The 19,237-nt window shown below is 73.2% G+C and carries 18 protein-coding genes and 1 pseudogene; 10 read left to right on the forward strand and 9 right to left on the reverse strand.

What is annotated here, in order from left to right:
* Positions 1-81: 81 nt before the first annotated feature.
* On the forward strand, positions 82-627 hold the full coding sequence (locus ABTY20_RS00185) for a GNAT family N-acetyltransferase (RefSeq protein ID WP_351994738.1): 546 nt from the start codon (positions 82-84) through the stop codon (positions 625-627).
* Between the two features lie 220 nt (positions 628-847).
* Here the strand turns inward: ABTY20_RS00185 and ABTY20_RS00190 are convergent, their stop codons facing one another.
* Entirely contained in the window at positions 848-2,281 is a 1,434-nt protein-coding gene (locus ABTY20_RS00190) for an MFS transporter (RefSeq protein ID WP_351994739.1), read from the reverse strand.
* 112 nt (positions 2,282-2,393) lie between these two features.
* Here ABTY20_RS00190 and ABTY20_RS00195 point away from each other — a divergent pair, with 112 nt between their 5' ends.
* Entirely contained in the window at positions 2,394-3,059 is a 666-nt protein-coding gene (locus ABTY20_RS00195; RefSeq protein WP_351994740.1) for a MerR family transcriptional regulator, read from the forward strand.
* A gap of 57 nt (positions 3,060-3,116) precedes the next feature.
* Here ABTY20_RS00195 and ABTY20_RS00200 read toward each other — a convergent pair whose 3' ends face one another.
* Positions 3,117-3,482 carry an ArsR/SmtB family transcription factor gene (locus tag ABTY20_RS00200; RefSeq protein ID WP_351994741.1) on the reverse strand — a complete coding sequence of 122 codons (366 nt, stop codon included), beginning with the start codon at positions 3,480-3,482 and terminating at the stop codon, positions 3,117-3,119.
* 195 nt (positions 3,483-3,677) lie between these two features.
* Between ABTY20_RS00200 and ABTY20_RS00205 the strand changes: the two genes are divergently transcribed.
* Positions 3,678-4,754 (forward strand): NADH:flavin oxidoreductase/NADH oxidase, encoded by a 1,077-nt coding sequence (locus tag ABTY20_RS00205; RefSeq protein WP_351994742.1) that lies wholly within the window; start codon positions 3,678-3,680, stop codon positions 4,752-4,754.
* 111 nt (positions 4,755-4,865) lie between these two features.
* Here the strand turns inward: ABTY20_RS00205 and ABTY20_RS00210 are convergent, their stop codons facing one another.
* The 6 genes and pseudogenes from ABTY20_RS00210 to ABTY20_RS00235 all read right to left on the reverse strand — a co-directional run bounded on the left by ABTY20_RS00210 (position 4,866) and on the right by ABTY20_RS00235 (position 11,176).
* Positions 4,866-6,056 carry an MFS transporter gene (locus ABTY20_RS00210; RefSeq protein WP_351994743.1) on the reverse strand — a complete coding sequence of 397 codons (1,191 nt, stop codon included), beginning with the start codon at positions 6,054-6,056 and terminating at the stop codon, positions 4,866-4,868.
* Positions 6,057-6,061: 5 nt separating this feature from the next.
* Positions 6,062-6,601: a GNAT family N-acetyltransferase gene (locus ABTY20_RS00215; protein WP_351994910.1), complete on the reverse strand. Its 540-nt coding sequence runs from the start codon at positions 6,599-6,601 to the stop codon at positions 6,062-6,064.
* Positions 6,596-7,798: pseudogene (locus tag ABTY20_RS00220) on the reverse strand (type III PLP-dependent enzyme); the annotation flags it as partial. The gene ABTY20_RS00215 and the pseudogene ABTY20_RS00220, both read right to left, overlap by 6 nt.
* The gene (locus tag ABTY20_RS00225; protein WP_351994744.1) at positions 7,756-9,054 is read right to left on the reverse strand and encodes a DUF6271 family protein; all 1,299 of its coding nucleotides are present in this window, start codon (positions 9,052-9,054) and stop codon (positions 7,756-7,758) included. The pseudogene ABTY20_RS00220 and the gene ABTY20_RS00225, both read right to left, overlap by 43 nt.
* 14 nt (positions 9,055-9,068) lie before the next feature.
* Complete coding sequence (locus ABTY20_RS00230) at positions 9,069-10,094, reverse strand: phytanoyl-CoA dioxygenase family protein (RefSeq protein ID WP_351994745.1); 1,026 nt, start codon at positions 10,092-10,094, stop codon at positions 9,069-9,071.
* A gap of 317 nt (positions 10,095-10,411) precedes the next feature.
* Positions 10,412-11,176 carry a GntR family transcriptional regulator gene (locus tag ABTY20_RS00235; RefSeq protein ID WP_351994746.1) on the reverse strand — a complete coding sequence of 255 codons (765 nt, stop codon included), beginning with the start codon at positions 11,174-11,176 and terminating at the stop codon, positions 10,412-10,414.
* A 371-nt stretch (positions 11,177-11,547) separates the two neighbouring features.
* On the opposite strand from ABTY20_RS00235, the gene ABTY20_RS00240 reads away from it, so the two are divergent.
* The 4 genes from ABTY20_RS00240 to ABTY20_RS00255 all read left to right on the forward strand — a co-directional run bounded on the left by ABTY20_RS00240 (position 11,548) and on the right by ABTY20_RS00255 (position 16,230).
* Positions 11,548-12,825 (forward strand): extracellular solute-binding protein, encoded by a 1,278-nt coding sequence (locus ABTY20_RS00240; protein ID WP_351994747.1) that lies wholly within the window; start codon positions 11,548-11,550, stop codon positions 12,823-12,825.
* An 88-nt stretch (positions 12,826-12,913) separates the two neighbouring features.
* Positions 12,914-13,900 carry a carbohydrate ABC transporter permease gene (locus ABTY20_RS00245; RefSeq protein WP_351994748.1) on the forward strand — a complete coding sequence of 329 codons (987 nt, stop codon included), beginning with the start codon at positions 12,914-12,916 and terminating at the stop codon, positions 13,898-13,900.
* The gene (locus tag ABTY20_RS00250; RefSeq protein WP_351994749.1) at positions 13,897-14,730 is read left to right on the forward strand and encodes a carbohydrate ABC transporter permease; all 834 of its coding nucleotides are present in this window, start codon (positions 13,897-13,899) and stop codon (positions 14,728-14,730) included. The genes ABTY20_RS00245 and ABTY20_RS00250 overlap by 4 nt, the downstream gene beginning before the upstream one ends.
* 9 nt (positions 14,731-14,739) lie before the next feature.
* Positions 14,740-16,230: a glycoside hydrolase family 3 protein gene (locus ABTY20_RS00255; protein WP_351994750.1), complete on the forward strand. Its 1,491-nt coding sequence runs from the start codon at positions 14,740-14,742 to the stop codon at positions 16,228-16,230.
* Positions 16,231-16,251: 21 nt separating this feature from the next.
* Here the strand turns inward: ABTY20_RS00255 and ABTY20_RS00260 are convergent, their stop codons facing one another.
* Entirely contained in the window at positions 16,252-16,842 is a 591-nt protein-coding gene (locus ABTY20_RS00260; RefSeq protein ID WP_351994751.1) for a YdeI/OmpD-associated family protein, read from the reverse strand.
* A 272-nt stretch (positions 16,843-17,114) separates the two neighbouring features.
* Between ABTY20_RS00260 and ABTY20_RS00265 the strand changes: the two genes are divergently transcribed.
* The 3 genes from ABTY20_RS00265 (at position 17,115) to ABTY20_RS00275 (ending at position 19,148) form a co-directional block, all read left to right on the forward strand.
* Positions 17,115-17,510: a cell division protein SepF gene (locus tag ABTY20_RS00265; protein WP_351994752.1), complete on the forward strand. Its 396-nt coding sequence runs from the start codon at positions 17,115-17,117 to the stop codon at positions 17,508-17,510.
* Between the two features lie 74 nt (positions 17,511-17,584).
* Positions 17,585-18,796, forward strand: a complete 1,212-nt coding sequence (locus tag ABTY20_RS00270; RefSeq protein ID WP_351994753.1) for an ATP-binding protein — start codon at positions 17,585-17,587, stop codon at positions 18,794-18,796.
* A complete protein-coding gene (locus ABTY20_RS00275) occupies positions 18,768-19,148 on the forward strand; it encodes a nucleotide pyrophosphohydrolase (RefSeq protein ID WP_351994754.1) in 381 nt (126 codons plus the stop codon). Before ABTY20_RS00270 ends, ABTY20_RS00275 begins: the two co-directional genes overlap by 29 nt.
* The last annotated feature ends 89 nt before the right edge of the window (positions 19,149-19,237 follow it).

Here is a 19,237-nt window from a genome sequence, read left to right on the forward strand (position 1 = left end):
GGCCGTGACGGGTCCACACGATATCGGTAATCATTTTCATTGTCAGGTATCGTGAAGCCCCCGATACGGAAGGACTCGCCGATGAGCCGGACCGCGCCCGCCGGATACACCGTGCGCCCCGCGACCCCCGCGGACACCGACGGCGCCCGCGCCGTCATGCTCGACACGTTCTACAGGGAGTTCGGCTACGGCTACGTGCCCCGCTGGCACCGGGACGTCACGGACCTGAAGGGCACGTACCTCGACGACCCCCGCCACGTCCTGCTGGTGGCCCTCCACGACGGCGAGGTGGTCGCCACCACCGGCGTGCACTCGACGGGCCCGGCCCACCCGCCGCACCCCCGCTGGCTGGCCGAGCGCTACCCGTCCGGCACCACCGCCCAGCTGGCCCGCGTCTACGTCCGCCCGGAACACCGGCGCCGGGGCCTGGCGCGCACCCTGGTCGGGGCGGCCCGCGACTTCGTCGCGCGCACCCCCGGCTACGACTGCCTCTACCTCCACACCAACACGCGGGTGGAGGGCGCGGAGGCCTTCTGGCGCGGCATCGCCAAGGAGGTCTTCGACGCCCGCACCACCGGCGAACACGGCCCGGGCGTGTCCACCGTCCACTTCGAGATCCCGTTCTGACCGGACGGGGCGGGCGGCGCCACGCGTTCGACGTCGGGGTGCTGCGGGGGACCGACGCCCGGTGGAGGCTGGGAGTCGGCGATCGCCGCGTCGTCCGCACCGTCGAGGACGGCCGGTCGGTCGTACGGGTCCTGGCCGTCGGTGGCCGCCGGGACGTCCAGCGGCGGATCCCCCGCGTCTCGGGCTCCGGGAGCGATGTGTCGCTCCCGGAGCCCGAGGTTCAGGGAAGTGTCGGGCTGGGGGTCCGCTCGGGTTCGCGGTCCTCGGGCGCGGGGGCCGGCGCGCCGGCGGCGGGGCGGGGGATCGCGAGGGCGCACAGGGCGCCCGCGAGGACCACGGCGACGCCGATCCAGATGCCGGGCTTCATGCCGTCCACGAATCCCTGGGCGGTGCGGTCGTCGCCGTGGCGCATGAAGACGCTGCTCAGGACGGCCGTGCCGAGGGCGCCCCCGATCTCGCGGACGGTGCTGTTGGCGCCGGAGGCCTTCCCGCGGTGCCGAGGTCCGACCGCGCCCAGCACCACCGCCGCCGTCGGTGCGAAGACCAGGCCCATGCCGACGCCCGCGACGACCATGGCGCCGGCCAGGCGCGCGTACGGGGTGTCCGACGTGGCCACCAGGTTGATCCAGGCCAGTCCGGCCGCCTGGAGGAAGAGGCCGAGCGCCATCAGCCGTCCGCCGCCCACCCGGTCGGTCAGGGCCCCGGCGACCGGCGCGACGAACATCGGCATCAGGGTCCAGGCCAGCGTGAGCACACCGGCCTCCAGCGGGGTCCGGACCGGTGCGACCTGGAAGAACTGTGCCAGCAGGAAGATCGACCCGAAGACGCCGAAGTACATGCCCGCGGAGACCAGGTTGGAGAGGACGAAGGCCCGCTCGCGGTAGAAGGAGAGTGGGAGCAGCGGCTGGGCCGCCCGGCGCTCCCACAGCGCGAACAGGGCCAGCAGGACGGCTCCGCCGGCGAACGCCGTCCGGACGGGGCCCGAACCCCACCCCTCCTCCCCGCCGTTCACGATCGCCCAGACGACCGCGAGGATTCCCGCCGTGGCGAGGAGCATGCCGGGCAGGTCGAGCCGGGTGCCGGCCAGGGAGCTCTCCCGGAGCACGGACAGCGCCAGCGGGACCGCCACCAGGCACACCGGGACGTTGATCCAGAAGATCCACTGCCAGTCCAGGCCGTCGACCACCGCGCCACCCACCACGGGCCCGAACGCCACGGCCGTGCCGCTGACCGCGGACCACAGCCCGAGGGCCAGGTTGCGCTTCCCGTCCGGCACCTCCTCCGCGAGCAGCGTCAGCGACAGCGGCATCACGGCCGCCGCGCCCAGCCCCTGCAACGCCCGCATGAGGATGAGCTGTCCGCTGCCGTCGGCGAGACCGCAGCCGGCCGAGGCCAGGGTGAACACCACGATGCCGGCCACGAAGACCCGGCGCCGGCCGAACCGGTCGCCCAGCGCCGCCCCGGTCAGCAGCAGACAGGCGAAGCTGAGGACGTAGGCGTTGACGAACCACTGCAGGTCCTCGGTGGACGCGTCGAGGTCGACGGCCATGGCCCGCAGCGCGGTCGTCACCACCAGGTTGTCGAGCGCGACCATGAACATCGGCAGACTGCATGCGAGGATGACCGACCATAACGGCTTTTTGGAAGTGATCATGACAAAACCCCCGTCGGGTGGGAGGGGTGCGCCGGCCGGCCCACCCCGCAATGGATAGTAGTGCGATCCGCTATCTGTTATCCAGTGAGTACCAGTGAGCGAGTGAGGCCCTGTGAAGATCTCGGAACTCAGCCGCCGCAGCGGCGTGCCCATCCCCACGATCAAGTACTACCTGCGGGACGGTCTGCTGCCCCCGGGCCGGGCGACGGCCGCCAACCAGGCCGACTACGGGGAGGAGCACCTGCGCCGCCTGCGTCTCGTCCGCACGCTGGTCGGCGTACGGGGGCTGCCGGTGGGGGCGGTGAAGGAGATCCTGGGCGCCGTCATGGAACAGGACGGCGATCTGCACCAGATCTTCGGCATCGTGACCGACGCCCGCCCCGCCACCCGGCGGCAGAAGCAGGCGCGGGAACGGGAGCGGCGGGAGGCGGGCGAGGAGACGGGCGGCGTCACCGACGCGCGCGAACTGGTCGCCGCGATGGGCTGGGAGGTGTACTCCGACACCGCCGCCATCCGGAGCCTCGGTGAGGTCCTGGACGCCCTGTCGGGCATGGACGCGGGCATCGACTGGCGGTCCCTGCTCCCCTACGCGCGGCTGGTGGACCGCATCTCGGAGCTGGACATCCGGCAGATGGACGGCGTGTCCGGCGTACTGGAACTGGCCGAACGCGCGGTCCTGGTCTCGGTCCTCCTGGAACCGGCCCTGCTGGCCATGCGCCGCCTCGCCCAGGAGGACAAGTCGGCCCGCCTGTTCAAGGCCGGCCCGGAGGAGGGGTGACGGAGGCCGGGCGGGTCCGGGCCCCCGCCGCGGGCGGACGTCCGGGCCGCCGGCGCCTCAGGAGCCGGGGGTGCCGCGCGCGGCGGTGAGGACGGTGTCGAGCAGGCCGGGGAAGCGGGCGTCCAGGTCCTCGCGCCGCAGCCGGTTCATCTTGGCGGTGCCCCGGTAGACCTGGCGCAGCACGCCGCTCTCGCGCAGCACCCGGTAGTGGTGGGTGCACGTCGACTTGGTGACCGGCAGCTCGATGTCGGTGCAGGACAGTTCGCCGCCGTCCTCGGCCAGCTCGCGGACGACGCGCAGGCGCATCGGGTCGGCGAGGGCGTGCAGGACGGCCGTGAGGGTGATGTCGTCCCGGTCCGGGTGGGCCAGCTCCCGTCCCGGCGAGGGGCGGGCGCCGTTTGCGGCCTGCGGCGTGCGGGGCATGGCTGATCGGCTCCACGAGGGACGGTGAGGGCCTCCGGGGGAGGCCGTGGGGAACTCCTCATTGTACGAGGACCTTCGTAATTTGACGAGCGACGTACTACGAGGGTTACCGTACGAGGCGAAACGCCGGCCGTGCCCGCCGCAGTGCGCGGCCGTGCCCGCCGCCCCCTTCCTTCCCATCGACGGGAGATCTCCGTGAGCGCCCTGTTCGAGCCGTACACCCTGCGGTCCGTGACCGTCCCCAACCGCGTGTGGATGTCCCCGATGTGCATGTACTCCGCCGCCCCGGACGGGGACGCGCGGGGCGTGGCCACGGACTGGCACTTCCAGCACTACGCCTCGCGCGCCGCGGGCGGCACCGGACTGATCCTCCTGGAGGCCACCGGTGTCGTCCCCGAGGGCCGCATCTCCCCGCACGACCTGGGACTGTGGAACGAGGAGCAGGCCGGGGCGCTGAAGCGCATCACCGGCTTCCTCGAGGAGCAGGGCACCGTCCCCGGCATCCAGCTCGCCCACGCCGGCCGCAAGGCCTCCGCCGGCCGGCCGTGGGAGGGCGGCCGCCCGGTGGGCCCGGACGAGCACGGCTGGACGCCCGTCGGCCCCAGCGCGGTGCCCTACCCCGGCCTGCACGTCCCGGAGGAGCTGGGCGTGGAGCAGATCGGTGAGGTCGTCGACGCCTTCCGCGCCTCGGCCCGGCTGGCCCTGGAGGCCGGCTTCCGGGTGGTCGAGGTCCACGGCGCGCACGGCTACCTGATCGGCAACTTCCTCTCCCCGCACAGCAACAGGCGCACCGACTCCTACGGGGGACCGTTCGAGAACCGCGTCCGCCTGGCCGTCGAGGTGGTGGACGCCGTGCGCGAGGTGTGGCCCGAGGAGCTCCCGCTGTTCTTCCGGGTCTCCGCCACCGACTGGCTGGAGCAGGACGGCTGGACGCCGGACGACACCGTCGCCCTCGCCCGGATCCTGACCGGGCGCGGCGTGGACCTGATGGACGTCTCCACCGGCGGCAACGCGGCCGGCGTGACCATCCCGGTCGGCCCCGGCTACCAGGTGCCCTTCGCCGCCCGGGTGCGGCGCGAGACGGAGATGCCGGTGGCGGCGGTGGGTGAGATCACCGACCCGGAGCAGGCCGAGAAGATCCTCGCCGACGGCGAGGCCGACGCGGTCCTGATCGGCCGGCAGCTGCTGCGCGAGCCCACCTGGGCCCGCCGCGCCGCCCGCGCGCTCGCCGGGGACGTGCGCGTCCCGCCGCAGTACGGCTGGCGCCCCTGACCCGCCCGGCGGCGGGCGCCGGCCCGCCGCCCGCCCCGTGGGCCCGCCGGAGGGCTCCCGCACGGACGTCCCGCGCGGGAGCCCTCCCCGGTCCGGCGGGGCACCGGTGGTTCAGCGGGGCACCGGCTCGCCCTCCCGCTCCTCGAAGCGGACCCGCCACGAGCACACCGCCACCAGCACGGCGGACGCCGCGACCACCGCCATGCCGGCCGTCAGGTCCGTGCGGCCGGCGACGAAACCGATCACGGCCGGGCCCGCCAGGAGGCCGGTGGTGCCCAGGGCGGCGACCAGGGCGAGGGCGCCCGGGCCCTTTGCCGCGGCGGCGACGTAGAGGCACGGGGTCACCGTCGCCATGCCCAGGCCGACGCAGGCGAAGCCGGCCAGCGCGGGCCAGGTGCCGCCGGTCAGCAGGGCGAGGGCGAGACCGGCGCCGGCCACCGTGCTGCCCGCCCGCACCACGCGCGCGTCGCCCCACCGGCCGCGCCAGCCGTCGCCCAGCAGCCGGGCCAGCACCATCATCACCGAGACGACGGCGATGCCCAGCGGCGCCAGCCGCCCCGACGCCCCGGTCTCCTCCGTCAGGTAGAGCGCCGACCAGTCGTTCATGGCGCCCTCGACGACCGTGCCGAACACCATCGCGCAGCCCAGCCACAGCGCCGTGCGCGAGGCGCCCGTCAGGCCCTTCGGCCCCTTGCCCCCGTCCTTCGCCGGCCGCTCCCCGGCGGGAGGGGCGGAGGCGTCGGTGAGCGCCCGGGGCCGGGAGCCGACCAGCAGCAGCACCCCCAGCGCCGCCGCCACGGCGAAGTGCGCGGTCACCGAGTGCGTCACGGTGTTCACCCCGGAGGCCAGCAGCGCGCCCCCGAGCGAGCCGCCGCTGAAGGTCGCGTGCAACTGGGCCATCGCGGCCCGCCCGTGGTGGGACTCCAGGGCGGCGCCCTGCGCGTTCATGGCGACGTTCAGACAGCCGACGGCCACCCCGTCGACGAAGATCACCAGCAGGGCGAGCGGATAACCGCCGGCCGCGGCCAGCACCGGCAGCACCGCCACCAGGCCCAGCCCGGACCAGAGCGCCAGCCGCCGTGCGCCCAGCCGCCGCATCAGCGGGGCGACCAGGGGGAAGGAGACCGCCGCCCCGACGCCGGCGGCCATCAGCAGCAGCCCCACCTCCGTCCCGCCCAGGCCGAAGCGGTCCTTGAGGGCGGGCAGCCGGGAGGCCCAGGTGGCGTACTGGAAGCCGAGGAAGAAGAACAGGCGGGCGACCGCCAGTTGGTCACGGCGGAAGTCGCCGAGGGTGGGCAGCATGGACGTCAGGACCCCTCTTCCGGACCGCCGGAGCGGTCGTGACGGACCGGGCGGGACATGTAGACGGCGCCCTCGCCGTACCCCCCGTGGAGCTCGGCCCCCGGCTCGGGCCGGTAGCCGTGACCGGCCCAGAAGCCCGCCGTCCCGCCGACGGCGACCAGGGAGATCCGCTCGTACGACGACCGCCGCGCGACCGCCGTGAGGTGCCGCAGCAGACCGCTGCCCAGCCCTCTGCCGCGCAGGTCGTCCGCGATCACGAGGTCGTGCAGGTGCAGGTTGCGGGAGTCGTACGCCCGCTCCTCCGGCCGGGCCAGGTCCGGGCAGCGCAGCCGCGGGTAGGGCAGGGCGAGCGCGTAGCCGGCGACGCGGCCGCCGGTCTCCAGGACGAAGCAGGTCGCCGGGGAGGCCCGGCCCCGCGAGCGGAGCGCCTCCACGCCCTCGGACAGCGAGGCCGACGCGTACGCCCCGGCCTCCAGCGCGGCGATCCGCGGCCAGTCGTCCTCGGCGACCGGGCGCACGCGGACGTCCGGGCCGTCACCACCCACGCAGACGCGGGGGAGCGGGTCGAAGCCGTTGAAGCCCTCGGTGGTGTAGCTGACGGCGTACGCGCCCGCCGACAGCACCCAGACCGGATCGCCCGACGCGAGCGCCCCGGGCACCCGCACCCGGCGGTGCTCGTCGGCGTAGGCGTCGTCGCTGTCGCAGGTGGGGCCCGCGACCACGGCCGGCACCAGGTCCGCGCCGGCCGCGTCCGGGTGGGACGGGAAGACCAGCGGGTGGCGCACCTCGTCCATCTCGTACAGCCCGTTGAACTTGCCGCAGCTCAGGTACAGCCAGTGCTCCCGCTCCCCGTCCGGCCCGCGGCGGGACGTCAGCCGGGAGACGTGCGCCCGGACCGCGCCGTGGTCGGCCACCAGGTGGCGGCCCGGCTCGACGACGAAACCCAGGGGACGGGGGGAGAGGGACGCCAGCCGCTCCATGCCCTCGCGGAGCACGGCGAAGATCTTGTCCAGCGGCGGGTCCAGCCGTTCGCCCCGGCGGTCGGCGTAACCGAGCGCCGGCAGACCGCCGCCGAGGTTGACGTGGTCCGGCACGATCCCGCGGCCGTGCAGCGCCGCGAGCACCTCGGCGAGGGACGCGAAGGCCTGCCGCCACGCCCCGGCGGTCATCTGCTGCGACCCGACGTGCACCGAGAGACCGGCGGGGACCAGCCCCGCGTCCCGCGCGCGCTCCAGCACCCGTACGGCGTCGTCAGCCGAGCACCCGAACTTCCGGCTCAGCCCCCACAGGGCGCCCTCGCCGCTGGTCGCCAGCCGGCAGAACACCCGTGCGCCGGGGGCGTGTCCGGCCAGCGCCGTCACGTCCTCCACGCTGTCCGTGGCGAAGTCCCGGACACCGAGCCGGTACGCCCGCGCGATGTCCCGGTCGGACTTGACGGTGTTGCCGTAGTGGACCCGGTGCGCGGGCACGCCCGTCGCCAGCGCCCGGGTGATCTCCCCGGGGCTCGCCGCGTCGAAACCGGCGCCCCGGCCGGCCAGCCGGGCCAGGACCTCCTCCACGGGACACGCCTTCATCGCGAACCGCACGTCCACGCCCGGCAGTTCCGCGGTCAGCGCGTCGTACCGGGCGGCGATCCCGTCCAGGTCGTAGACGAGCGCGTCCTCGGTGGCGGCCGCGAGGGCGGCGCGCAGGGCCGCGGTCACCGGAGCGCGCCCCGGCTCGCGTGCACGAGGGACTCCCAGGCGCCGATCAGCAGCACGAAGTCCTCGGTGTCCAGCGCGGCCTCGTCCAGCAGCCGCTCCCGGTCCGCCGTCATGCCGCGCGCGAACTCGGCGTACTTCCCGCCCAGCCGGCCGTACGCCGCCGCGACCGTGTCCAGCCGCCGCTCGTTCTCCGCACGGTCCAGCCGCACGCTCTCGGCGAGGAACGCGGCGAACGGCGCGGGGTCCAGCCGTCCGCCCTCGTCCAGCAGCGCGGAGCCCGCGTCGGCCATCCGCTCGTAGACGTAGTGCAGGTACAGCATCGACAGCAGGAACTTCACGAACCGCCTCTGGTACGCCAGGAAGCCGGCGTGGGTGCGGCGCTCCCCGGTGTAGAAGTTCTCGACGTGCCGGTTGTGCAGGACGCCGGGCAGCGCGGCGTCGTGCACGGCGTGGATGAGGAAGTAGTCGCTGCCGATGGTCGCGGTGGCGGGCGGCAGCGGCAGCCGCTCGTACACGTCCCGGTCGAAGGCGATGTTGGACATGTCGACGTGCATCGGGTCGACCAGCGTCAGCGTCGAGCGGTCGCCGGTGAAGGGCAGCGTCCCGGCGCCCTTGAAGGACTCCTCGACCAGCTCCCGCTTCCGCTCGGCGGACCAGTGGCCGGGTGCCCACAGGGCGACGACCTCCTCGTACACGTCCTTGTCGAGCTCCCGGACACCGCCGATGTCGACGGAGAGCTCCCCGATGAAGGAGGCGCCCACCATCGACACGGGCCGGTGGGCGAGCGCGGGGTCGAGCGCCGCCTCCGTCACCCCGCCGGCGGCCTCGGCGGCGCGCCTGCCCAGGGAGGTCAGCTCGTGGTGGACGGGGTACACGGGCTCGCCGTCGAGGACCTGGTAGGCGCAGTCGGAGTCGCGCCGGTGCAGCGAACGGCAGTCCAGCGCCGCCGCGACGAGGAACGCCCGGTTGGTGCAGGCGCCGTAGGAGAGCGCGTCCGGGAGCATGAGGTCGAGGACCCGCTCCGGCTCCGGGAGCGCGGCCCGGTCGACGGCGCCGCGCAGGAAGTCCCGCTGGGCCGCCTCGTCGAGGTGGTGCACGACGACGCCCGCGGCCCCGGGGAGCGCGGCGACCGTCCGGGCGTGGGCCTCGCGGGTCCGCTCGTCGGCGGAGTCGAGGATCAGCAGGTGCACCTCGACGTCGAAGTGCCGGGCGGCGTACGCGGCCTCCCCGCCGACGGCGGTGATGGTCGCGGAGCACTCCCGGTCGGTGGGCAGGCTCAGGCATATCCGGCGCACGTGGGCTCCCCCGCTCATCGGGTCCGCCCGTGCCAGGCGTCCAGCCCCAGCAACTTCCGGCCCAGACCGTCCAGTTCGGCGGGGCCGTAGCGCAGCGACTCGTGCTTCACGGCGTCGCCGAGCAGGGTGGCGTTCCACTCCGGGGTGCCGAGCGTGCGCCAGGACTCCACCCGGGAGCGGCGCAGCTCCTCGTGCTCCTCGAGGGCGGGCATCATCGACAGGTACTGCACCGCGCGCACGCCGTCGGCCGAGGTGTTGGGCGCCACGCCGTGCGCCAGCATCCCGTTGAAGATCAGCAGGTCACCGGCGTTGAGCGAGGGCCGGACGACCGGGAACCCGGTGCGGTCGGCACCCGGGCGGATCGGGTCCCGGCCGGCGGGCTGCCCGACCCTCCACTCGTCGAACCGGCGGAAGAGCTCCGGGGAGCACTGGAAGCCGCCGTGGTCGGGTTCCGTGTCGGTGAGCGCGACGATGCCCTGCACCCGCTGCGGCGGCACGCTCGCCGTGGTGTCCACGTCCCAGTGCAGCTCGATGTCGAACCCCTCGTCGGTGGGGTCGATGAGGGAACGCGAACGGTTCCTCACATTGGGCGGGTTGAGGTTGAGCCGGTCCAGGGTGACCCACAGCTCCTCGCAGTCCCACACGTCCACGAAGGCGTCGTACACCCGCCGGGTCTGCCGGCTGTCCCAGAGCAGCTGGTGCTGGTACGCCTCGACGAAGCCGTAGACGAACAGGTCCCGGTCCAGCTCCGAGCGGAAGGCGCGCTCCTCGTACCAGGTCTCGGGGCGCTGCGGGTCCAGGCCCTGGAACTCCCAGGCGAACTCCAGCAGCAGCTTGGCCGCGTCGGGGGAGATCGCCTCCGGCACCACGACGTAGCCGTGGTCCTGCCAGGACGCGAACTGCTCCTCGGAGAGCACCCGCAGCGGCAGGTCCTTGGTCAGGTGCCGCAGCTGCGTCCCGGCGAGGTAGGTCTCGCCGTCGGCGCTGAAGTAGGGGCGCTCGGAGGCGGCGCGGTGTAAGAAACGGTGGTGCGTCGTCATGCGGTACTCCGGAGATCGGGATCACTCACGGCGTGCGGGCGGAGGAGGGGGCGGCGGAGAGCCGGTGCCACGGCGGCCCGGCTCGCCCCGGGGAGGAACCCCGCGGCGGCGGTGTCCGCGGGGCGTCGGCAGGCCGCGGTGCGCGTGCCGGGGCCACCCGTGTGACATCGATGTCGCCCAGGGCGCCGGGCGCGCCGTCAATTGGTTCAGACCATTGGGATAGTGGACTGGACCAATGGGGCGTGTCAAGGAGCGCCCTTTCGGCGCTCCACCTCAACTTCGTTTCCGCAGAGCCTTGTTGAGTGTGAACCCCCCGGTCAGGGCCCCGGACGCGTCAGTGTCGCCGTGAACTTGTAGCGCGAGCCCCGGTAGACCGAGCGGACCCACTCGACCGGCGTTCCCGCCTCGTCCCGCGAGTGGCGGGACAGCAGCAGCATCGGCAGGCCCACGTCCGTGGCGAGCAGCCCCGCCTCCCGGGGTGTCGCCGGGCAGGTCTCGATGGTCTCGTCGGCCTCCGCCGGCCGTACGCCGTACACCTCGGCGAGGGTGGTGTAGAGGGAGGTGTAACGGCTCAGGTTGCGGCGCAGCCGCGGGAAGCGCCGGTCGGGCAGGTGGGTCGCCTCGATCGCCATGGGCTCCCCGCCGGCCAGGCGCAGCCGCTCGATGCGCAGCACCCTGTCCTCCGGCTCCACCTCCAGCAGGGCCGCCAGCTCCGCGCCGGCGGTGATGTACCCGATGTCCAGCACCTGCGAGGTGGGGTGGAGTCCCTGTGCCCGCATGTCCTCGGTGTACGAGGTCAGTTGGAGCGTCCGGTAGACCTTCGGGCGGGCGACGAAGGTGCCCTTGCCCTGGATGCGGTCGAGCCGGCCCTCGCCGACCAGCTCCTGCAGGGCCTTGCGGACCGTGGTGCGGGAGGTGCGGAACTCGACGGCGAGCAGGCGCTCGGCCGGCATCGGGGCGCCCGGGGCGCGTTCGTCGGTCATCTGCAGTAACCGCTGCTTGATGCGGTAGTACTTCGGTACGCGCCCGATGCGGCCCGGCGCTCCCGTGTCGGCCTGGGCGCTGCTGACGTCCGTGCTCATGACTGCCCTTCCGGCTGCGGTGTCCGGCGCGCGGTCGGCAGGTGCCGGCCGCGGTGCACGTCGGCGGACGGCCGGGTTCGGCGCCGCACGCTCGGCGATCCCGTTATAACGGTGCGTTCTCGCTTTGGTCTAGTCCAAGCCTCGACCCGTCCCCCTTTGGGTGGAGTTCTGTGCCCTGCCAGGGGCGTTGGACCCGTTACCGAGGCGTGAGTTCACGACCCTTGACAGGGCCATAGGTCTAGGCCAAGCTCCCCTTGCTGGTCTAAACCATTTAGAGGAAGCCGGGCCCCAGCCCGCCGAGCTGTTGCGCCGTTGTGAGGGTCACCGCCGAGGGCGTGGGTGTGCAAGGCATTCCTGAGGAGGGGTGGCGCGTGAAGCGCAAGCTGATAGCCGCGATCGGGGTCGCGGGCATGCTGTTCTCCGTCGCTGCGTGCGGCGGCGACGACGGTGACGGCGGCAAGAAGACCGGCGCGGACGGTTACGCCGGTGAGACGCTCACCGTGTGGGTGATGGACGGCTCCTCGCCGGACCAGTGGCAGAAGGACCTCGCCGCCGAGTTCGAGAAGAAGACCAAGGCGAAGGTCAAGTTCGAGGTCCAGCAGTGGAACGGCATCCAGCAGAAGCTGACCACCGCCCTGTCCGAGGAGAACCCGCCGGACGTCTTCGAGGTCGGCAACACCCAGACCCCGGCCTACGCCAAGACCGGCGGCCTCGCCGACCTCGCCGACCTCAAGGCGGAGATCGGCGGCGAGTGGACCGAGTCCCTCAACGAGTCCTCCGTCTTCGAGGGCAAGCAGTACGCGGCGCCCTGGTTCTTCGCCAACCGCGTCGTCCTCTACAACAAGAAGGTCTGGGCGGACGCGGGGCTGAAGGACACCCCCAAGACCCGCGACGAGTTCTACGACGCGCTCAAGACGATCGGTGAGAAGACCGACGCCGAGCCGATCTACCTGCCCGGCCAGAACTGGTACCACTTCGTCGGCCTGGTGATCGGCGAGGGCGGCGAACTGGTCAAGAAGGACGGCGACACGTACGTCTCCAACCTCGACGACCCGAAGGTCGCCGCCGCCACGGAGACGTACAAGAAGTTCCAGGCGCTGTCCAAGGCCCCCAAGGACAAGGACGAGGCCACCCCGCAGCAGGGCGAGGTCTTCGCCAAGGGCAGGACCGGCGCGTTCATCGGCATGGGCTGGGAAGCCGGCATCGCGATCAAGGCCAACCCGGACATCGAGAAGGAGATCGGCTACTTCACCATCCCCGGTCCCACGGCCGACAAGCCCGAGGGCGTCTTCCTCGGCGGCTCCAACCTCGCCGTCGCCGCGGGCAGCAAGAGGCAGGAACTCGCCAAGGAGTTCCTGAAGATCGCCCTCTCCGACGAGTTCGAGGGCGCGCTCGCCAAGGCCAACGGCGTCATCCCCAACAAGGAGTCGCTGCAGAGCAACCTCAAGGGCAACGCCCCCGCCGAGGCCGCCGCGCCGGCCGCCGCCGTCGGCGGCACCACGCCGCTGATCCCCGAGTGGGCCGCCGTCGAGAACGACCCCAACCCGATCAAGACGTACCTGACCGCCGTGCTGAACGGCAAGTCCCCGGCCGACGCCGCCAAGCAGGTCGAGGGCGAGTTCAACAAGCGCCTGGCGCAGCAGCAGTAGTAGCGCACGCGCTCCGACCGGAGCGGGGACCGGCCGAGGGGACGGTCCCCGCCCCGTGTTGAGCACGCCGAGAAGAGAGATCGCGAGCATGACCGTGCAGACCGAACGGCCGCCCTCCGGCCCGGCGGACGTCCGCAAGGCGGACGACGGGGGACCCGGCAGGCCCACACCGCGAGCCGCGTCGCGCGCCGGCGCGCTCACCCCGTACCTGTTGCTGCTGCCCGCCGTCGCGGCCACCGTGCTGCTGCTCGGCTGGCCGCTGCTGAAGGACCTGCTGCTGTCCTTCCAGAACCTCAACATGGCGCAGCTGATCCAGCACGTCACCGAGTGGAACGGCGTCGAGAACTACAAGGAGGTCCTCACCGGCGAGGACTTCTGGCGGGTCACCGTCCGCTCCATCCTGTTCACCGCGGTCAACGTCGCCCTGACCATGCTCCTGGGCGCGCTGACCGGGCTCCTGCTCGCCCGCCTCGGCAAGCGGATGCGGCTCACCCTGATGATCGGCCTGGTGCTGGCCTGGGCCATGCCCGTGGTGGCCGCCACCACCGTCTACCAGTGGCTGTTCGCCCAGCGCTTCGGCGTCGTCAACTGGGTCCTGGACAAGCTCGGCTGGCACTCCATGGCCGACTACAGCTGGACCAGCAGCCAGATGTCGACGTTCTTCGTCGTCACCCTGCTGATCGTCTGGATGTCCGTCCCGTTCGTCGCGATCAACCTCTACGCGGCGACCACCACCATCCCCGGCGAACTGTACGAGGCCGCCGCCCTCGACGGCGCCGGCGCCTGGCGCAGTTTCACCACGGTCACCCTGCCGTTCCTGCGGCCGTTCCTCTACGCCACGACGTTCCTGGAGATCATCTGGATCTTCAAGGCCTTCGTCCAGGTCTTCACCTTCAACGGCGGCGGCCCCGACCGGCTCACCGAGATCCTGCCCGTCTACGCCTACGTCGAGGGCGTCGGCAACCAGCACTACGGCATGGGCGCGGCGATCGCGGTGCTGACCGTCCTGATCATGCTCGGCCTGACCGCCTACTACCTCAGGATCGTGCTCAAGCAAGAGGAGGACGAGCTGTGAAGCGCTCGCTCTTCGGCCGCCTGTGGCCCAACGTCACGGCCGTCGTCCTGTTCGCCGTCTGCGTCTTCCCCGTGTACTGGATGTTCTCCACGGCGTTCAAGCCGACCGGCGACATCATCTCGGAGACCCCCGTCTGGTTCCCCACCGACGTCACGTTCGAGCACTTCAGGACCGCGATCGACGCCGACCACTTCTGGACGTACGTCCGCAACTCGCTGACCGTCACCTGTCTGGCCGTCCTCTTCTCGCTGGTCATCGCGCTGGCCGGCTCCTTCGCCCTGGCGCGCATGCGCTTCAGGGGGCGGCGCGGCTTCGTCATCGGCTTCATGCTGGCCCAGATGGCGCCCTGGGAGGTCATGGTCATCGCGATCTACATGATCGTGCGGGACGCCTCCCTGCTGAACAGCCTGGTGCCGCTCACGGCCTTCTACATGATGATGATCCTGCCCTTCACCATCCTGACGCTGCGCGGCTTCGTCGCCGCCGTGCCCAAGGAGCTGGAGGAGTCGGCGATGGTCGACGGCTGCACCCGCGCCCAGGCGTTCCGCCGGGTCATCCTGCCGCTGCTCGCGCCGGGCCTGATGTCCACCTCCATGTTCGGCTTCATCACCGCGTGGAACGAGTTCCCCCTCGTCCTGGTGCTCAGCAAGGAGGCCGGGGGCGCGCAGACCCTGCCGCTGTGGCTGTCCAGTTTCCAGACCCAGTTCGGCGACGACTGGGGCGCCACCATGGCCGCCTCCTCCCTGTTCGCCGTTCCGATCCTGATCCTCTTCGTCTTCCTGCAGCGCAGGGCCGTCAGCGGTCTCACCGCGGGCGCCGTGAAGGGATAACGCCACCCGATGACGACATTCACCACCGGCACCGACACCCTCACCCGGGACGCGCTCGCCGTACTGCAGCCGGGCTTCGCCGGCACCAGCGCGCCCGACTGGGTGCGCCGGCGGCTGGCCGAGGGCCTCGCCTCCGTCGCCCTCTTCGGCCGCAACGTCACCACCGCCGAGCAGGTCACCGCCCTCACCGCGCAGCTGCGGGCCGAACGGGACGACCTGCTGGTCGCCATCGACGAGGAGAGCGGCGACGTCACCCGCCTGGAGGTCCGCACCGGCTCCTCCTTCCCCGGCAACCACGCCCTCGGCGCCGTCGACGACACCGGCCTGACCCGGGGCGTCGCCCGCGAGCTGGGCCGCCGGCTCGCCGCGTGCGGGGTCAACTTCAACTGGGCGCCGTCCGCCGACGTCAACGCCAACCCCGACAACCCGGTGATCGGCGTGCGTTCCTTCGGCGGGGACACCGCCCTGGTCGCCCGGCACACCGCCGCCTACGTCGAGGGACTGCAGTCCACCGGCGTCGCCGCCTGCACCAAGCACTTCCCCGGCCACGGCGACACCAGCGTCGACTCCCACCACGCCATCCCGCACATCGACCTCGACGCCGGCACGCTCCACGAGCGCGAGCTCCAGCCCTTCCGTGCGGCCATCGCGGCCGGCACCCGCGCCGTGATGAGCGCGCACATCCGGGTGCCGGTCCTCGACCCGGACCGTCCGGCCACCCTCTCCCGGCGCATCCTCACCGACCTGCTGCGCGGCGAGCTCGGCTACGAGGGGCTGATCGTCACCGACGGCATGGAGATGCGCGCCATCTCCGGCACCTACGGCCTGGAGCACGGGGTCGTCCTCGCCATCGCCGCCGGCGCCGACGCGATCTGCGTGGGCGGCGGGCTGTGCGACGAGGGCACCGTGCAGAGCCTCCAGGACGCGCTGGTCGCCGCCGTGCGCTCCGGCGAACTGCCCGAGGAGCGGCTCGCCGACGCCGCCGCCCGGGTGCGCGCGCTGGCCGAGTGGACCGCCGGCGTACGGCGCTCCCCGGCCGCGGCCGCCGGACCCGATCCGGAGATCGGCCTCACCGCGGCCCGCCGCGCGGTGACCGTCACCCGCGCCGCCGGCGCCGCGCCGGTCACCGGACCGGTGTACGTGGCCACCTTCACCCCGGCCCCGAACATCGCCGTGGGCGACGAGACCCCGTGGGGCGTCGGCGCGGAGCTGGAGCGGCTGCTGCCGGGCACCACCACCGGCCACTTCACCGGCCCCGGCGCCGGGGACGAGGCGGTGAGGGCGGCGGCCGGCCGGCGCGTGGTCGCCGTGGTCCGCGACGAGCACCGGCACCCGTGGATGCGTACCGCCCTGGACGCCCTGATCGCCGCCGGCCCGGACACCGTGGTGGTGGAGATGGGCGTACCGCAGTCCGCGCCGCGTGGCGCCCTGCACGTCGCCACCCACGGCGCGGCCCGCGTCTGCGGTGTGGCGGCGGCGGAGGCGGTCGTCGCGGGCTGACCCCGGACGCCCGCCGCTCCGTCACGGGTGGATCTTCCTCCCCTCGGCGAGCATGGCGACGAGCTTCTCGATCCGGGCCGCCCGCGTCCGCGGCCGCTTGGCCTCCTCGATCCGGTGCAGGATCGCGTAGCGGTTGCGGCTGTCGAGGGTGCCGAAGAACTCACCGGCCGCGGGCGCCGCGTCCAGCGCCGCCCGCAGGTCGTCGGGGACGGTCGCCGTGCTCTGGCTCGCGTACGCGGCCTCCCAGCGGCCGTCCGCCCGCGCCCGCTCCACCTCGCGCAGCCCGGACGGCCGCATCCGCCCCTGCGCGATGAGGCCGAGGGCCTTCTTCCGGTTGACCGCCGACCACCGGCTGCGCGGCCGGCGCGGCGTGAAGCGCTGCAGCCAGTGGGTGTCGTCCAGCCCCTTCTTGTGCCCGTCGATCCAGCCGTAGCACAGCGCCGACTCCAGGGCGGTGGCGTAGTCGACCCCGGCGATCCCGGATCCCTTCCTCGGGATCCTCAGCCACACCCCGTCGGCGTCGTCCTGATGCTCCTCCAACCACGCCTCCCAGTCCTCCTGCGTCTCGAAGGCGACCACGGGCCCCACCACACCGTCTGCTTCACCGGCCATGCGCCCATGCAACCGGCCCGGGCGGGTCCGGGTCAACGCGGGCGCGCGGCACGGCGGTCGGGCGACGCGGCCGGGCGGATCCGGCCCGCTCGCGGGGGCTTTCCGCGCGAGCGGCGCGGTCCTCGGCGGCGCCCCGGATATCCGGGGGACACCGGGGCAGACGTCACGTTGTGCGAGCACCGCGATGGCGGACCGTGTCGTTATTGGGCCGAACGGGTGACCATGAGTAAGAATTGCCCGATGCAGACAGTCAGCGCGACAGGGGACGGAGCATGCCGGTGAACAGCCACGACGTCACCGACGAACAGTGGGAGGGGCTCGCCCAGGTCGTTCCGCTGCGGGGCCGCGACGCATGGCCGTCCGCGGTGGGTCACCGCGCCCTGCCCGAGGCCGCGACGGAGGCGCGCCGCCGCTTCGTCGTCCTGCGCGTGAACGTGTTCGCGGACGCCCGCGAGGTCGCCGAGACCCTGATGTCCGGGATACCGGTCCTGCTGGACCTGACCAGCGCGGAGACCGAGGTCGCCAAGCGGGTCCTGGACTTCAGCACGGGCGTCGTCTTCGGCCTGGCCAGCGGAATGCACCGGGTCGACCGCAACGTCTTCCTCCTGACCCCGGCCGGCACGGAGGTCACGGGGCTGATGGAGGGGGTGGGGGTCCCGGGCGCCTGAGCGCGTCGCCCGATCGTGGGAAGACCGCCGAGCGGAACGGTTCGCCCCGTACCGGACCCCTTAGCGTCCCGCCCATGACCACCCCCGCCTCCCCGCCCCACCCGGCCACCGCCCCCTCACCTGCGCCCCCGGCCCCCGGCGGGCGCCCCCGGCAGCCCCGGGTCACCGAGCTGCGGCTGTCCGCCTTCGCCGGCCACCGCGGCGTCCACCTCCCGCTGGGGGCGCTCACCCTGCTCGCCGGGCCCAGCGGGAGCGGCAAGACCAGCGCGCTGCGGGCGTACGAGGCGCTGGCCCGGCTCGGCGGCGGGGCCGAGCTGGGCGAGGTGTTCCCGGACCCCGGCGCCTGTGTGCCGGAGCGGGCCCGCGCCGACGCCCAGCGCCGCCGGGGCTTCCGCATCGGCTGCACCGCCGACGGTCCCGAGGGACCGGTCCGGCTGGACGTCGCCGTACAGGCCGAACCCGGGCTGCGGATCGTGGGGGAGCGGCTGACGGCCGACGGGACGGTCCTGCTGGAGACCGCCCTGCGCGACCCCGGCCGGCGCACCGTACAGGCCGCCTGGCACACGGCGGGGGCCACGCCGGTGACCCGCGCCCCGCTGCCGGACGACCGGCTCGGCACCGCGCTGCTGCCGCTGCGCGTCGCCGGCAGGACCCCCGGGCAGCGCAGGGTGCTCGCCGCCGTCGAGCAGACGGTGGTCGCCCTGCGGTCCGTCTTCCCCTGCGACCCCCGGCCCGAGCGGATGCGGGGCCCCGTCCCGACCGGCACCGGACGGCTGCTCGGCGGCTGCGACAACCTCGCCGACGTCCTGTGGCGCACCCGCGCCGAGTGCGGACGCCGGCACGCCCTCCTCGTGGACGCGGTGCGCGCCGGATGCGCCGGGCCGGTCACCGACCTGCTCGCCGAACCGTACGACGCCGGCCGCCTGGTCCGCGCCCTCCTCGACCGGGGCGACGGCACCCGCACGGACCTGCGGCGCCTCGGCGACGGCGAGCTGCGGTACACCGCCCTCGCCCTGGTCCTGCTCACCGGTCCCGGTGTGCTGGAGGTCGACGCGCCCGGCGAGGTCCCCGCCGCGCTCCAGACCCTCACGGTCCTCGCCGACGGACTGGACCGGGCGCTGGACCCGGGGCAGCGGGGGGAACTGCTGCGGCTGGCGGCGCGGATGTGCGAGCGCGGGCACATCCGGCTGGTGGGGACGGCGAGCGACGCCTCGTGGGCGGCGGGGGAGAGCGGGGTGACGGTGGTACACCTGGACCGTGACCGATCCGTACGACGCCGAACGTGACCGTGGGCCCGGGCCCCTCGAGCTCACGGCACTCCAGCACCGGCTCGCCGAGTTCGCCGCCGCGCGGAACTGGCAGCCCCACCACACCCCGAAGAACCTCGCCGCCGCGCTCAGCGTGGAGGCGTCCGAACTCCTGGAGATATTCCAGTGGTTGACGCCCGAGGAGTCCGCCCGCGTGATGGACGACCCGGACACCGCGCACCGTGTGCGCGACGAGGTCGCCGACGTCCTCGCCTATCTGCTCCAGTTCTGCGAGGTGCTCGGCGTCGACCCGCTGACCGCGCTGGCCGCGAAGATCGACCGCAACGAGCGCAGATTCCCGCCGGGGGAGTCGAACGGTCACTCTCCGTGAGCGGAAAGTGAGTCGTGTGCGCATCATTGTCCGAAGATTTCGTTTTTCCTCTGGCTTTTTGTCTCACGTTCCCTCACTCTGGGTAGTGA

The organism is Streptomyces sp. NPDC126497, from assembly GCF_040302425.1.
Classification (GTDB): domain Bacteria; phylum Actinomycetota; class Actinomycetes; order Streptomycetales; family Streptomycetaceae; genus Streptomyces.

Bases quoted from the DNA above. Each gene is read 5' to 3' on its own strand.
- ABTY20_RS00185 (WP_351994738.1), top strand. From the start codon at position 82: ATGAGCCGGACCGCGCCCGCCGGATACACCGTGCGCCCCGCGACCCCC.
- ABTY20_RS00190 (WP_351994739.1), bottom strand. From the start codon at position 2,281: ATGATCACTTCCAAAAAGCCGTTATGGTCGGTCATCCTCGCATGCAGT.
- ABTY20_RS00200 (WP_351994741.1), bottom strand. From the start codon at position 3,482: ATGCCCCGCACGCCGCAGGCCGCAAACGGCGCCCGCCCCTCGCCGGGA.
- ABTY20_RS00210 (WP_351994743.1), bottom strand. From the start codon at position 6,056: ATGCTGCCCACCCTCGGCGACTTCCGCCGTGACCAACTGGCGGTCGCC.
- ABTY20_RS00230 (WP_351994745.1), bottom strand. From the start codon at position 10,094: ATGACGACGCACCACCGTTTCTTACACCGCGCCGCCTCCGAGCGCCCC.
- ABTY20_RS00235 (WP_351994746.1), bottom strand. From the start codon at position 11,176: ATGAGCACGGACGTCAGCAGCGCCCAGGCCGACACGGGAGCGCCGGGC.
- ABTY20_RS00245 (WP_351994748.1), top strand. From the start codon at position 12,914: ATGACCGTGCAGACCGAACGGCCGCCCTCCGGCCCGGCGGACGTCCGC.
- ABTY20_RS00255 (WP_351994750.1), top strand. From the start codon at position 14,740: ATGACGACATTCACCACCGGCACCGACACCCTCACCCGGGACGCGCTC.
- ABTY20_RS00260 (WP_351994751.1), bottom strand. From the start codon at position 16,842: ATGGCCGGTGAAGCAGACGGTGTGGTGGGGCCCGTGGTCGCCTTCGAG.
- ABTY20_RS00265 (WP_351994752.1), top strand. From the start codon at position 17,115: ATGCCGGTGAACAGCCACGACGTCACCGACGAACAGTGGGAGGGGCTC.
- ABTY20_RS00270 (WP_351994753.1), top strand. From the start codon at position 17,585: ATGACCACCCCCGCCTCCCCGCCCCACCCGGCCACCGCCCCCTCACCT.